Annotated in this window: 14 protein-coding genes; 2 read left to right on the top strand and 12 right to left on the bottom strand. The window is 71.0% G+C overall.

All coding sequences use genetic code 11. The features are described from left to right. Window positions 1-76 precede the first annotated feature (76 nt). Complete coding sequence (locus AB0N02_RS00940; RefSeq protein WP_363941024.1) at window positions 77-1,723, bottom strand: ADP-ribosyltransferase domain-containing protein; 1,647 nt, start codon at window positions 1,721-1,723, stop codon at window positions 77-79. Between the two features lie 339 nt (window positions 1,724-2,062). On the opposite strand from AB0N02_RS00940, the gene AB0N02_RS00935 reads away from it, so the two are divergent. Beyond that, the gene (locus AB0N02_RS00935; RefSeq protein WP_363941022.1) at window positions 2,063-2,737 is read left to right on the top strand and encodes a macro domain-containing protein; all 675 of its coding nucleotides are present in this window, start codon (window positions 2,063-2,065) and stop codon (window positions 2,735-2,737) included. Window positions 2,738-2,831: 94 nt separating this feature from the next. On the opposite strand, the gene AB0N02_RS00930 is transcribed toward AB0N02_RS00935, so the two are convergent. The 7 genes from AB0N02_RS00930 to AB0N02_RS00900 form a co-directional block, all read right to left on the bottom strand. Beyond that, window positions 2,832-3,386, bottom strand: coding sequence for a dihydrofolate reductase family protein (locus AB0N02_RS00930; RefSeq protein WP_363941020.1), 555 nt, complete (start codon window positions 3,384-3,386; stop codon window positions 2,832-2,834). Window positions 3,387-3,666: 280 nt separating this feature from the next. After that, window positions 3,667-4,344 carry a helix-turn-helix domain-containing protein gene (locus AB0N02_RS00925; protein WP_363941018.1) on the bottom strand — a complete coding sequence of 226 codons (678 nt, stop codon included), beginning with the start codon at window positions 4,342-4,344 and terminating at the stop codon, window positions 3,667-3,669. 186 nt (window positions 4,345-4,530) lie between these two features. Beyond that, window positions 4,531-4,725: a ferredoxin gene (locus AB0N02_RS00920; RefSeq protein ID WP_363941015.1), complete on the bottom strand. Its 195-nt coding sequence runs from the start codon at window positions 4,723-4,725 to the stop codon at window positions 4,531-4,533. Beyond that, window positions 4,722-5,819: an NADH-ubiquinone oxidoreductase-F iron-sulfur binding region domain-containing protein gene (locus AB0N02_RS00915; protein ID WP_363941012.1), complete on the bottom strand. Its 1,098-nt coding sequence runs from the start codon at window positions 5,817-5,819 to the stop codon at window positions 4,722-4,724. The genes AB0N02_RS00920 and AB0N02_RS00915 overlap by 4 nt, the downstream gene beginning before the upstream one ends. Continuing rightward, on the bottom strand, window positions 5,816-6,058 hold the full coding sequence (locus AB0N02_RS00910) for a hypothetical protein (RefSeq protein ID WP_363941009.1): 243 nt from the start codon (window positions 6,056-6,058) through the stop codon (window positions 5,816-5,818). Before AB0N02_RS00910 ends, AB0N02_RS00915 begins: the two co-directional genes overlap by 4 nt. Continuing rightward, on the bottom strand, window positions 6,058-7,380 hold the full coding sequence (locus tag AB0N02_RS00905; protein ID WP_363941006.1) for a Rieske 2Fe-2S domain-containing protein: 1,323 nt from the start codon (window positions 7,378-7,380) through the stop codon (window positions 6,058-6,060). Before AB0N02_RS00905 ends, AB0N02_RS00910 begins: the two co-directional genes overlap by 1 nt. An 8-nt stretch (window positions 7,381-7,388) precedes the next feature. Further along, window positions 7,389-8,231 (bottom strand): 3-phenylpropionate/cinnamic acid dioxygenase subunit beta, encoded by an 843-nt coding sequence (locus AB0N02_RS00900; protein WP_363941003.1) that lies wholly within the window; start codon window positions 8,229-8,231, stop codon window positions 7,389-7,391. A 29-nt stretch (window positions 8,232-8,260) separates the two neighbouring features. Here AB0N02_RS00900 and AB0N02_RS00895 point away from each other — a divergent pair, with 29 nt between their 5' ends. Then, window positions 8,261-9,079, top strand: coding sequence for a GntR family transcriptional regulator (locus AB0N02_RS00895; RefSeq protein WP_363941001.1), 819 nt, complete (start codon window positions 8,261-8,263; stop codon window positions 9,077-9,079). Here the strand turns inward: AB0N02_RS00895 and AB0N02_RS00890 are convergent. From AB0N02_RS00890 to AB0N02_RS00875, 4 genes are read right to left on the bottom strand one after another with little or no spacing between them, the layout of a single operon-like run. Then, window positions 9,031-10,326, bottom strand: coding sequence for a hypothetical protein (locus AB0N02_RS00890; RefSeq protein WP_363940999.1), 1,296 nt, complete (start codon window positions 10,324-10,326; stop codon window positions 9,031-9,033). The genes AB0N02_RS00895 and AB0N02_RS00890 overlap by 49 nt on opposite strands. A 52-nt stretch (window positions 10,327-10,378) precedes the next feature. Continuing rightward, window positions 10,379-11,335, bottom strand: coding sequence for an amidohydrolase family protein (locus tag AB0N02_RS00885; RefSeq protein WP_363940996.1), 957 nt, complete (start codon window positions 11,333-11,335; stop codon window positions 10,379-10,381). A 1-nt stretch (window position 11,336) separates the two neighbouring features. Next, on the bottom strand, window positions 11,337-12,293 hold the full coding sequence (locus AB0N02_RS00880; protein WP_363940994.1) for a fumarylacetoacetate hydrolase family protein: 957 nt from the start codon (window positions 12,291-12,293) through the stop codon (window positions 11,337-11,339). Continuing rightward, on the bottom strand, window positions 12,290-13,090 hold the full coding sequence (locus AB0N02_RS00875) for an SDR family oxidoreductase (RefSeq protein ID WP_363940991.1): 801 nt from the start codon (window positions 13,088-13,090) through the stop codon (window positions 12,290-12,292). The genes AB0N02_RS00880 and AB0N02_RS00875 overlap by 4 nt, the downstream gene beginning before the upstream one ends. Window positions 13,091-13,187 lie beyond the last annotated feature (97 nt).

The raw sequence follows: 13,187 nt of genomic DNA, 5'->3' as shown, positions 1-13,187 counted from the left end.
GGCACGGGGGGCGGCCCCCGCCCGCCCACGCGAGGAAGGCCAGGCCGGGCGCTTGATCCCGGCCTGGCCTTGACGCTCACGCCACCAGGCGCTCCTCGGCCAGCTCGGTCAGCTTCACCGTGTACAGGCCGCCGCGCTCGGCCTTCACGTCGGTCACCTGGAGCTGCGTGCCGGGGGCGAGGATGAACTCCTCCTCGCCGGTGAACGCGGAGAAACGACGGATGCCCACGGCCCGCGCGGGGAGCACCTCGAAGAGCGTCCGCTTGCCCCGGCGGCCGAGGAACGCCTGCGCCACGCCGAGCTCCGACGTGCACGAGGACACGCCCCACCACGTCACGGTCCGGCCGAGCGGGTACTGCGCCCGCAGATCCAGCGACACCCCGCGCCACAGCGGCTCCTTGCGGACCGGCAGACGCGACACGGCCGCGAACAACAACCGCAGATAGGGGAGGTACGGGACGATCTGGGTACGGTCGGGGTTGCGCAGGGTGGCGTTGATCTGCCGGTAGAACGCCGACTCGCAGGTGTAGAGGTAGAGGGCCGCGACCTCGTCGGCGGACAGGCCGCCGGCCGTACCGTCCGCCTGCTTCTCGCCGAACCGGCACGACTGCTCCACGTCCCGGTCGAGACCCGGCAGCAACTTGGCCACCGGGGCGACGGCCTCGTGGAAGTCCATGATCGGGGTGTCGAACACGCCGGTGATCGCGGGAAGTACCAGTCCCTCGTCCTTGACGCCGGCGAGCCGTTCGAGGTAGAGCTGGTGCAACTCCATCGTGGAGGCGATGAACGCCCCCATACGGTCGGCCGTGTCCGCGTCCGCCCCGCCGGCCCGCGCCGTGAGCTCGTTCCATCCCTTGCCGGGCAGCCAGTCGATCTCGTCGGCCCCGAGCGCCTTGAGCGCCGTGTTCACCGCGCCGAAGTGGTCCCCGTCGCAGAAGATGTCGCCCTGCGCCGCGGGGTTGGGGTGGTCGATGTGCCAGACCGTCACCTCGGGGTACTTCTTCTCCAGCCGGAGCACGACCTCCTTCAGGCTGCGGGCGTGCGCCCCCCACCACGCGAACACCACGCCCCGGTCCTGCTCGTCCTCGGCGTCCCGCTTGGCCCTCAGGATCTCCTCGACGAGCTTCTCGACGACCGGCCGCCAGAACGCGGTGTGCCGGTCGGTGGCCATCGCCCCGTCGCCGCTGGCGGTGAGTGCCGCGTTCAGCAGCAGCACGCCCTGCGTGAGCATCGCCTGGAACCACTCCGGCGGCTGCACGGTGTCGTGTTCCTTCAGGAGCGCGCGGATGTCGGCGATCGGCGTCTTCTTGGGGATGCCATGCTTCCACATCGCCGCCGCCTTGATGATGCAGCGGATGGTGATGACCTTGCCGAACTGGCTGTCGCTCCAGTCGTGGAAGGTGTTGTCGAACATGGCGATGCCGGTGGCGCTCTCGGCCCGCGGGTACGGGTTCTGCCCGAAGACGACGACCTTCCACCTGTGCGGGGGGTTGGGCTTGAGCGCCTGGAAGGTCAGTTCCCGGACGGGCACGACCTGCGGGCTGCGCTCCGGGCCGATGAACGTGGCCGCGGACGGCTGCGCCTCGATGACCGGCTTCAGGAGCGGCAGCCACGACTCGCCACCGCCCTTGAAGAGTTCGGCGAGGGCCAACGGGTCGTTCGAGCCGCTCGAGCCGCTCGGGTCGTTCGGGCCGGGCGGGGTGGAGGCGCGGGCGTCGCTCATCGTTGGCTCCCGGATTGGTGAGCCGCGCCGGTGACGGCACGGCTGGTTGGAATGAGGGAATTTGATCAGGGTGGGGGAATTGTGCCGCGAGAAGACCCCGGATGCGATGTCGGAGAACCGGAGGGCCTGCCCGCTGGAGCGGCTGGGTCTTCCGGGGAGGCCGGTCCGCCCGGGGCTCGGTTCACGGAAGACTTACGGCAGACTCACGGCGGGGCGACCCCGGCCCGGTACGTCGCGGGCGCCGGGATCGCCGTCGGCATCCAACCAAGATCTTTTGTCCGTGTGGCGCGATATCTTCGTGGGTGTCGGAGATCCCCTTCCCCACGACCGGAGTGAGTCATGACCGTCGAGCACGTGAAGCCGCTGCTCAAGGTAGTGCTGGCGGACATCAACGCGGAGGTGGTGCGGGCGTGGCGGGCGGCGTTCGCCGACACCCCCGAGATCGAGATCCACCAGGGGTCGATCCTCGACCGGCACGTCGACGCCTGGGTCACCCCGACCAACTCCCGCGGGCGGATGGACGGCGGGGTCGACGCGGCCATCAAGCGATATCTCGGCGCGGGGATTCAGCTGCGCGTCCAGCGGGCGATCCGCGACGAGTTCGGAGGGGCGCTGCCGGTGGGAAGCGCCGTGTGCGTGTCCTCCGGGGCGGTCAACCCGAAGTTCCTGATCTCGACGCCGACGATGGTGCAGTCGGCGCAGGACGTGAGCGAGACGCTGAACGTGGCCCTGGCGTGCGCCGCCGCGTTCCAGGCCGTCCACATGCGAAACGAGAGGGAGCCGGGCAGCATCGGATCGGTGGCGCTGGTCGGCATGGGCGCGGCGACGGGCCAGGTGCCGCCGAGAGTGTGCGCCAACCTGATGTGGACCGGCTACACCCTGTTCAACGACTACCGTTTCCGCGACTACGACGACCTGCGGACGACGATCCGCGAGCAGCTCGACGACATCGAGAGCCGTCCCGAGGAGCGGGTGCGGATCAACCCGCCCGGGCGGCCGAGCACCCGTGGCTGACGAGGCGCCCCCGTGGTGCGCCCCCGTGGTGCGCCCCCGTGGTGCGCCGCCGTGATCACGAACCCGGACCACGGCGGCCCCCTGCGGGCGTCGGTCAGCCGGCGTCCGCGACGTCCGGGACGTAGGTCAGGTGGAGCACGCCCGTCTGGAACGTCTCGGACTTGACCAGCTTCAGCCGGTGGGTCGGGGTGTCCTCGAACAGCCGCTGTCCATGGCCGACGGCGATCGGGTGGACGAGCAGGTTCAGCTCGTCGAGCAGCCCGTTGGCCAGCAGCCACCGCACGGTCGTCGCGGAGCCGGACATCTGGATGTCGCCCTCGGCCTGCTCCTTGATCTCGCGCAGTCCGGCCGCGACGTCACCGGAGACGACAGTGGTGTTGTTCCAGTCCGCCTTCTCCAGCGTGTTCGACACGACGTACTTGGGGGCGTTGTTGATGAACGCGGCGAAGTCCTGGTCCATGTCCGTCGTCGGCCAGTACGCCGACCACTCCTCGTACAGCTTGCGCCCCATCAGGAAGCCCGTCGCGCTCTGCATTCCCGCCCCGATCGCGGCGCCCATCTCGTCGTTGAAGTACGGGAAGTGCCACTGGTCCGGCGACTCGACCACACCGTCCAGGGAGATGAAGAAGTTCGAAACGATCTTAGCCATTGCTCTGTTCCTTCGTCGTTGGGGTTACGAGAAGTGGCCCGCGATCACGAGACCCGGGTCGACCGGCCTCACGACGGCCTCCTCGTTGCGTACCGGCGACGGAGGAGGATCGAGCGGGGCCGGCGTGCCCGTACGGCATCCGCCCCCCGTCGTCCGTACGACGGCCGGGGAGCACCGTTCCCCGGGCGCCTTCCGGGCGCCTTCCCGGGCACCGATGCCGGCCGCGAGATTCTCCGCCATGGCGGCGGCCGCGTCTGAGAGCCTAGACGGGCGGGAACGCTCAGGTCTTGTACAGAAGCGACAGCGGCTCCGACGGATCCCGGGCACCCAACTGCGTGGCGGTCCGCCCGATGTAACGGGTCAGCGACCGCGCCAGGTGCGGCTGGTCGAAGTAGCCGAGCCGACAGACCACCTCGTGGGTGGGCACTCCCTCCTGGATCAGGAGCGCCGCCTGCCGGGCACGGTCGATCTGCCGGATGGCACCGCGGGTCAGTCCGGTCGCCGCCACGAAGCGCCGTTGGACGGTGCGTTCGGACACGTCCGGCGACGCGCCGCGGAGCACGTCGGCGACGACCGGGTCGCGGACCAGAACCTCCTCACGTACCATCCGCCGCACGAACGCCTCGGCGTTGTCGTAGTCGGGCAGGTGCCAGGCGGCCCCCTTCAACCGGAACGACCTGTGCGTCACGTCGGGGACCTCCACGGAACCGTTCACGAGCCGGTCGATCGGAAGATGGGGCATCGACGTACCGATCGAGAAGCTGATCCCGAAGAACGTGGCGTCCTCGGGAACGGGGGCCGGCCGCGCCCTCGACTCCGGCCCCTGAACGGCTGCGCTGACCTGACCGCGGTGCTCCCAGAAGACCAGGTCCCAGTTGGCCGTCGCGACCGACATCATCTGGTCGACGTCACGACTGCTGCTCCGCCACACCCACTCGATGTACGGCGAATCGGACACTCGACCCTCGATTTCCAAACCCATCCGAGCCATCCCCCTTCACCCCATCAGCACGCAATCGGCGTCACCGAGCAGGCAGTGTGGCACGAGACCCGCCACAACGTCGTGTCGTTTTGCGGGTCCGCGCAGGGGTCGCCCGGCGGGTGGGAGTGGCCCGGCGGGTGGGAGTGGCCCGGCGGGTGGGGCTCAATCCACGATGGTGATCGCCTTCTCCGGGCAGCGCGCGGCGGCGTCGCGTGCGGCGGTCTCGTCGCCGGACGGGACTCCGCCGTCCCCGGCGGCACTGGCGAAGCCCCAGTCGTCGAGGACGAAGACCGAGGGGCAGATCTCGGCGCAGACGCCCATGCCCTGGCAGCGGGTGGCGTCGACGAGTGCCTTCATGGCGGGAAACCTTTCAGCAGGGAACGGATGAGCAGGCACGCGCCGTCGAGCAGGGAGCAGGCGCCCCGGCCCGGCAGCGTCGTGGCCCAGCGGGAGAGTTTCTCCACGTCGACGGGGTCGGCCGCGAGGGTCTCGGCCATGGCCCTGGTGCCGTTGAGGCACACGCCGCACTGCCGGGAGGACTCGGCGGCGAAGTAGGCGGCCACCGCCCGGCCCAGGGCGAGCGGGTCGTCGGTGACGGTGAAGGCGGCGCAGCCCAGGCCGCTCCCGGCCGCCGCGTAGGCGTCGTAGTCGAGCGGAACGTCGAGGATCGACGGCGGCTGGATGCCGCCGAAGTATCCGCCGCAGAGGACGGCCCGCGCCGTACCCACCACCTCGGCGGTCCGGGTGCCGAGGGCGACCTCGGACAGGAGGGTCCGGCCGTCGCGGTTGACGGTGACGAGCGCGGTCCCCGGGGAGGTCCCGGTGCCCGCCTCGCGGAAGGCGTCCGCGCCGTGCCGGGCGATCCAGGCCGCGTGCGCGAGGGTCTCGACGTTCTGGACGAGCGTGGGCCGCCCGCCCACCCCGGCCTCGAAGGGCCGCGGCGGCTTGGCCCTGGGCAGCGGCAGGCCCTCGTCGATGCCGCGGACAACCGCGGTCTCCTCCCCCGCGACGTAGCGGTCCTCGACGAGGACCACCTCCACCCCGGCCGTGCGGAAGGCGGCGCCGTCCTCCCGTCTGCCCACGTAGACGATCGCCCGGTCGGCGCCGAGCGCCTCGGCGGCCAGGAGCAGCCCGTCGAGCACCAGGCCGGGACGGCGGCGCATGAGCCAGCGGTCCTTCCAGGAGGCGGGCTCGCCCTCGGCGCCGTTGGCCACGACGACCCGGGGACCGCTCCCGGCCGCCACGGCGAGCCACTTGCGGGCGGCGGGGAAGGCCGCGCCACCCCGGCCGCGCAGGCCGGACCTGGCCAGTTCCTCGATCAGCGCCGGGCCCCGGTGGCGGACGGGGGCGGTGTCGTGGAGGTCGAGCAGGCGGACGGGGGTGCCGGGGTGCGTGGCGGCCTCGGGGGGTTCCTCGGTGAAGACGCCGGGCGCGCCGGTGCCGACGTTCACGTGTCCGGCCCGTTCGGCGTCTGGAGCAGGCCCGCCAGGTCGGTGGTCCTGCTCCACGCCAGCGCCTCCAGCAGCACCGCGTCCAGCAGGATCTCGAAGCCCCGCCGGGGCGCCCGGATCGCCAGCCGTTCGCCGTTGCGGGTGTGCACCTTGGTGACCTCGACGTACGCGAACTCGTTGGCGACGGTGATCACGTCCTGCCCGGCGTCGGCGGCGGTGATCGCGTCCTGCCGGGACATCAGGCCTCCCCGTTGAGGTAGGCGGCCCAGCGCCGGTAGAAGTTGAGCTGCACGCCCTCCTCGTAGCGGGGCGCGTAGACCTTGCCCGGACCCGGGAAGTCCTTGATCTCCTTGACGAAGCCGATGCCGCTGGGCTCGTGCCCCATCTGGTAGTTGAGCTTCATCCCGATGGCCCTGCCGTACTGCGTGCCGCTCATCTGGGTGATCGACTGCCACGGCTCGGTGTCGTCCTGCTCGAACAGGCCGGCGGGGCCGAAGGTGCCGATGGAGGAGGCGTAGGCGCGCTCCTTGATCTCCTGGGAGACGCCCTTCCACACCAGCACCCAGTTCCAGATCTCCATCCGGCCGGCGCCGCGCGGCTGCCACTGACGCAGGCTGATCAGGCCCGTCGGCGGCTTGGTGGAGTCCTCGGTGAGCGGGGCGACGATGAAGGAGAGGTTCGGGAAGACCGTGCCCACGGTGATGCGCGAACGCCGGGCGAGCTCGAACTGCTCGGGGGTGACGTTGGCCGGGTCGAAGGTCTCCACCACGGCCGGGTCGTAGCCCCAGAACGTGGGGCCGGGTTCGTCCGGATCGCCGGCGACGGAGAAGGTGACGGAGTGGCCGGGTCCGGCGTGCACGTGGTAGCCCTGCATGTTGGCCACCGGTGGGATGGTGATCGTGCCGACGTCCCACATCGACTTGTGCAGGAAGACGGTGTGGTAGTCGTCGCCGGAGAAGTTGTCCGCGCCGATCTTCCAGTTGGCGTCGAGCACGAACCGGTTGGGCTCGCCGACCACCTCCAGCCCGCCGGAGGACAGGCCGAAGATCAGGTCCAGGTACCACTTCATGCCGCCGAGGTAGTCCTCCAGCGGCGGCGCGGCCTCGTCCAGCGAGGCGAAGACCAGACCGTGCACGCTCTCGACGCGCGCGGCCGGGATGAGGCCCCACTTCGACCTGTCCAGGCCCCGGTAGGCGGTGTTGATCGCCGGTGCGCCGACCAGGTCGCCGCTGTTGGAGTAGGTCCACCCGTGGTAGGGGCAGCGGAAGTTGGAGGCGTTGCCCTTCTCCACCCGGCACACCCGGGTGCCCCGGTGACGGCAGGCGTCCAGCAGCACCCGGACGACGCCCTTCTCATCCCGGACCAGGATGAACGGGTCCTCGCCGATGGTGCGGACCACGTAGTCGCCGTTGGCCGGGATCTCGCTCTCGTGCCCGAGGAAGCACCAGGCCCTGGTGAACAGCCGTTCGAGCTCCAGGCGGTGGATCTGCGGGTCGTTGAAGACGTGGCTGGGCAGCAGACCTTTCTCCAGGTCGGCGGGGATGCCCTCGATGTCGATCACGGATTCTCCTACAGGAAGACGGCGAGGTTGTGGGTGGCGAGGGTGGTCTGGTCGAGCAGTACGGTGCGCCGCGCCAGCCTCACCTCGCCGCCGGGGTGGACGCGCAGCACGTCGTGGCGCTCGCCCACGAGGAGCTGGTGCTCCGGCGAGTCGCCGCGTGAGCGGTAGAGCATGAGGTTGGAGCGCACGTGGAGCAGCTCGTCCTCGCGCCGCACGCGGATGTTGGTGACGAGGCGGCGGGTGCGCGAGGGCGGGTCCTCGGCCCAGGCGTACTCGCCGGACAGCCGCTTCACGCGTCCGGCCATGCTGGTGTGGGTGTCCTTCATGTGGTAAGCCGTCGGGCTGAAGCCCGCGCCGTTGGCCCGTTCACGCGAGTAGCGCAGCGGCACCAGGTACTCCAGGTCCTCGTCGAGCGTCGCGAACCAGTCGTCCACGAGGTTGTCGTCGAGGAGTTCCGCCTCCCGGTACAGGAAGGCGGTGGCCAGGGTCAGGTCGTCCACGGATTGTGCTCCAGACTCGATGAGTTCGATCTCGTAACCGTCGGGGTCGCGCAGGAAGGCCAGCCGTACCCCGGAGGCGGCCCGGAAGGGCCCGCGCTCGGCGGGCACGCGGGCCAGCACCTCGTCCATGCGGCCGGTCTCCAGGGCGACGTGCCGGTACCCGCCGGCCTCTCCGACCGGCCGGTCCGGGTCGACGACCAGCTCGAGTACGGTGCGACCGCCCAGCCCCAGGAAGAGGTGGAGGGCGTCGCCGATCGGCAGCTCCTCCAGCGGTTCGAAACCGAGCAGGCGGTAGAAGCCGACACTTCGGTCCCGATCGGTGACACGGTAGGAGGCATGGGCGAACCTCATGGACTTCCCCTCATAGATATGATCCAAATATGGATACATCGAGACGCGCCGGAGACGCCGTCGCGCAGACCCACGAGCAGCTGCGCGAACTGATCCTCGGCGGTCGCCTGCTGCCCGGTCAGCGGCTCACCCAGCGTGAGCTGGCCGAACTGCTCGACGTGGGCCGGACCCCGCTGCGCGAGGCGCTGCGGATGCTGGAGGCCGAGGGCTTCGTCACCTCCAGGGCCAACTACGGCATCACCGTGGCCGGTCTCGACCTGGACGAGGCCGAGGAGCTCTACTCCGCCCTCCTGCTGCTCCAGCCGCCGCTGCTGCGGCCGGTCTCCGAGGCGACGCTGGAGCGGATGGCGGCGCTGGCCGAGGGCCTGCGCACCCGGCCCGGACAGCCGCGTGACTTCCACCAGGACCACATCGACTTCCACCTGCTGCCGGGTGAGGACGGCGGCCCCACCCTGCAGAGGCTGGTCTCCGGGCTGTACGAGCGCCTGTACCGGCTGCACCGCTTCTACTACAACCGCAAGAAGCTGCCGGAGTACGTGCTCGACCTCAACGACGCCTTCCTGGCGGCGCTGCGCGAGAGCGACCTGCGCCGCGCCCGCCGGGTGGCCGAACTCCAGCTCCTGACCGCGGCGGTCGGGCTGATCACCGACGTGGATCCGTGGCACCGGTTCGGCCCGCTGGCCAGGGCGGCGGCGGGGGCGGGCATCGAGCTGCCCCTGACCGGGGACGGCACGCTGGTGACGCCGGTCGAGGTGCGCTGGGCCGAGCCGCTCCCCGGATACACGCCGGTGATCAACGATCATGTGGTGGACGTCACCGCCTCGGACCGGGCGGCCAGCGACGCGTAGCCCGCGACCGCGACCGCCAGCGCGATCAGCGGCGCCGACTCGGCCAGCAGCGGCGTCCCGAACTCGATGAGCGCGATCCCGGCCAGCGCCGACAGGACCCAGACCGCCAGCCCGGCGCCGGGCGGGGCCTGCCGGCGCAGGAGAAGATGGGTGACGACGATGCCCACCCAGCCGACGAAGAAGGTGCCCTGCCACTTCAGCGCGAGCTGGAGGTAGCTGAAGACGTCCGTCAGCATCAGCACGAAGACCAGCGCGCTGACGGCGGTGACGACCACCGGGCGCGACAGGTTCACCCCGGCGAGCTGGCGCAGCAGCCGCTGGAGGTTCATGCTCGACTGGTAGAAGTTCAGGGTGTTGATGCGGATCTGGGTGACCACGATCAGCGCCACCCCCAGCAGGCCCAGCGGGCCGACCAGGGCGGTGACCACGCCGGTCTCCCCCGCCACCGGGGAGCCGGGCATCACCATGTGCACGAGGAACATCCCGATCAGGCCGTTGACCAGGAAGACGCCGGAGCCGAAGAGCCAGCCGAAGGTCACGTTGCGCAGGAAGGGGATGTCCGCCGGGCGGCCGAAGCGGGCGAAGTCCACCGTCGTCGGCATCACCAGCCAGACACCCAGGTAGAGGATGAAGACGGTCAGCCAGCCGGGCAGTACCTGCGGGATGGGCAGGCCCGGCGCCTCCCACCAGGTCGACGGGTCGCCCTGGGCCGCCGCGGCGATCACGGCGGCGACGATGCCGACCACGTAGAGGGGCAGCAGGTAGGCGTTGACCCGGTCCATCCAGGTCAGCACGCCGCCCATCATCAGCGGCAGCATGCCGACGACGACCACGGCGTACCAGATGCGGATGTCGGCGCCGAAGTACTGGCGGAAGGCCTCGGCCACCACGCTGCCCTCGAAGACGGCGAAGTAGACGGTGGTGGCGGCCAGCAGCAGCGCGATGAGCGCGGCGCCGGCCGGGCCGAACAGCTTCCTGGAGACCAGGCCGCTGCTCAGGCCGGTCGAGGCGGCCAGGCCGACCATGCGGTTGTTGGCCAGGGCGAAGACCACGACGGTCAGCACCAGGCCGATGACCGCCTGCTGGGTGCCGGCCAGCATCGCGGCCAGCGCGCCGTAGAACAGCCAGGCCATGCCGGTGATCAGCGACCAGCTCGCCATGGTGAGCTTCAGCTTCGGGATCCGCGCCTCCTCCGGCACCACGGAGTGGGCGAAGTCGTCGGCGCGCTCGTCGTCGGGGGGTGTCATGCGGGGCTCCTTCACGGGGAGGGGGACGGTGCCTTACCGGCGGAAGAGGGTCTTACAGGCGGAAGAGGTCGGTGGCCGTACCGGCGCGGACGCGTTCGTCGGCCGTCGCCTCGGCCAGGGCGGTGACGTTCTCCCCGGTGGACCAGAAGGGGTAGTCGCTGCCGAACATGACCCGCTCCGGCCCCATGACCTCCAGCAGCAGCCGGATCGCCGGCGGCCACAGCGAGACGGCGTCCACGTGGAGGCGGCGCAGCGTACGGCTCGGCGGCTCGTGCCAGACGCCGTACTTGCCCGCCTCCCGGTCGATCCGGCCCATCAGGTACGGCAGGAGCGACCCGGCGTGGGGGACGACGACCCTCAGGCCCGGGTAGCGGGCGAACACTCCCGCGTAGAGCAGCCGCAGCACGGCGGCGGTCGTGTCCACGGGAAAGGCCAGGGAGGTCATCAGGGCGTGGTCGCCGAAGTGCTCGGCGAAGGCGGGCGAGGTCGGGTGGAGGCTCAGCGGGGCGCCCGTGGCCTCGGCGACCTCGAACAGCGGGTCGAGGGCGAGCTCGTGCAGCTGCCTGCCCGCCACGGTCACCGGCACGATCGGGCCGCGCAGGCCCAGGTCGAGGGCTCGCCGCAGCTCCTCGGCGGCCGCGCGGGGGTCGCCGAGGGGCAGGGTGGCCATGGGGACCAGGCGTCCGGGGTAGGTCCGGGCCAGGGCGGCCATCTCGTCGTTGACGTCGCGGGCGAGGGCGGCGGACTCGGGGCCGGGGAGCTGGTCGACGACCCCGACGATCGTGGAGAGCACCGCGGTGTCCACTCCCGACTCCGTCATCTCGGCGACGTTTCCGGAGATGTCGGTCATCTCGGGGGTGAGGCGGTAGCCGTACCCCGCGGTGCACCTGACGAAGCCGCCGTCGAGGCCGCCGTCGAGGCCACCTTCGAGGTACGGCCAGGCCCGGCGCCCCCGCAGGAAGGCGACGGTGGTGTCCGGCATGTGGTGCCGGTGGACGTCGACCAGCATGTCAGGCGTCCGGCGGGGTGAGCGCGAAACCGTCGTCGACCGGCTCGGTGACGACGAGCCGGTGCGTGCCGAGCACACCGCCGTCGGCCTCGATCACGTCGCCGACCTGGAGCCACTGCCCGGTCTTCATCGCCACGCCGTCGGGCGTGCCGGTCGCCAGGACGTCGCCCGCGCGCAGGGTGGCGATCCCCGAGGCGTAGGAGATCTGCTCCTCGACGGAGAAGACCATGTCCCCGGCGAGGGCGGCCTGCCGTACCTGGCCGTTGACCCGCAGTTCCAGCGGGATCTCCCGGTAGTCGGGGACGAAACGGGCGGGGACCAGCAGCGGTCCCATCGGCGCCGAGCCGTCCCACGCCTTGCCGGCGTACCAGTCGGTCTTGAAGAAGGCCCAGTCGGTGCGCTGCTGGAGGTCGCGCAGGGTGAGGTCGTTGAAGAGCAGGTACCCCGCGACGAGCGCCCCGGCCCGGGCGGCGGGCACCCGGCTGCCGCCCTCGCGCAGCACGACGCCCAGCTCGACCTCGTAGTCGAACCGCCGGGTGGCCGAGGGGTAGGGGATCTCCCCGTACGGCCCGCGCGGCGAGTCCGGCCCCTTGGCGAACAGGTACGGCATCATGCGCGAGCGGTCGATGCCGCTGAAGGTGTCGATGTCCCGGCGCCCCGCGAAGTCGGCCACGTGCTTGGCGTAGTTCGAGGCCGCGCAGAGCACCTGCCGCGGCTCGGGCACCGGGGCGGTCAGGGTGAGCGGGTCGAGCTCCACCGGGGCGTCGAGGCCGCGTTCGACCGCCAGGCCGATGCGGTCGAGCCAGCGGTCCCAGTCGGGCAGCAGCCCCTGCGCGCCGAGCGGGGGCAGGTCCTCGCCCAGCGCGGCGGCCAGGTCGTGGTAGACGCCGTCGACGTGCACGAGCGTCCGGTGACCGCCCTGCCCGGTGCGACAGGTGGCGAGGGCGAAGGGGATCACAGGTGGTCACCGCCCGCCACGCGCGCCACGCCACGGATGGCCAGGCCGGAGTCCGCCTCGACCACGAATCCGGTGATCAGATTGGCGTCCTGTGAGGCCAGCATGGTGAAGACCGGGGCGAAGTCCTCGCACTCGGGCACCCGCTTGAGCGGCAGCGCCTCGGCGGTGCCCTCCATGAGGGAGTCCTTGGGCCGCTGGCCGATGGACTCCACACCGCGCAGCTTCGTGGGCGCGACGCCCGGGGCCACGCCGTTGACGCGCACCTTCGGGGCCAGCTCGTAGGCGAGCTGGCGGATCAGGCCGGTGACCGCGTGCTTGGAGGCGGTGTAGAGGACACCTCCGCCCGCCGAGCGGAGGCCGGCCCACGAGGTGGTCAGAATGACGTTGCCACGCGACTTCAGCAGGTGGTCCTGGGCCGCCTTGACGCCGAGGATCAGGCCCTTGACGTTGACCGCCATGATCTCGTCGAAGCCCTTGGCCAGCGCGGGGCCGTCGAGGTCGGCGATGTGCACGGCGTGGTCGAAGATCCCCGCGTTGCCGACGTAGACGTCCAGGCCGCCGAAGCGGGAGACGGTCTCCTCGACGACGCGGACGTTGTCCTCCCAGGACCGCACGTCCGCCACCAGGCCCAGGCAGCGCTCACCCAGGCTCTCGGCGGCCTCCCGCACGCGGTCGGCGAGGTTGTCCACGATCACGACGCCCCTGGCGCCCTCGGCGAGGAAATCCGCCGCCACCGCCCTGCCGATGCCGCCGCCACCACCGGTGACGATCGCCACCTTCCCCTGCAAACGACCCACGACCGACCTCCGATTGACTCTGGCGCCAGAATGGCATCCCAATTAGCATCAACTATTGGATCCACATTGGGATGTGTCAAGCAGTCACTTCGGAAGG

This window comes from Streptosporangium sp. NPDC051022, from assembly GCF_040683035.1.
Taxonomy (GTDB): domain Bacteria; phylum Actinomycetota; class Actinomycetes; order Streptosporangiales; family Streptosporangiaceae; genus Streptosporangium.
Note: the sequence above shows the minus strand (reverse complement) of the source record. Positions and strands in the feature narration are given on the sequence as shown.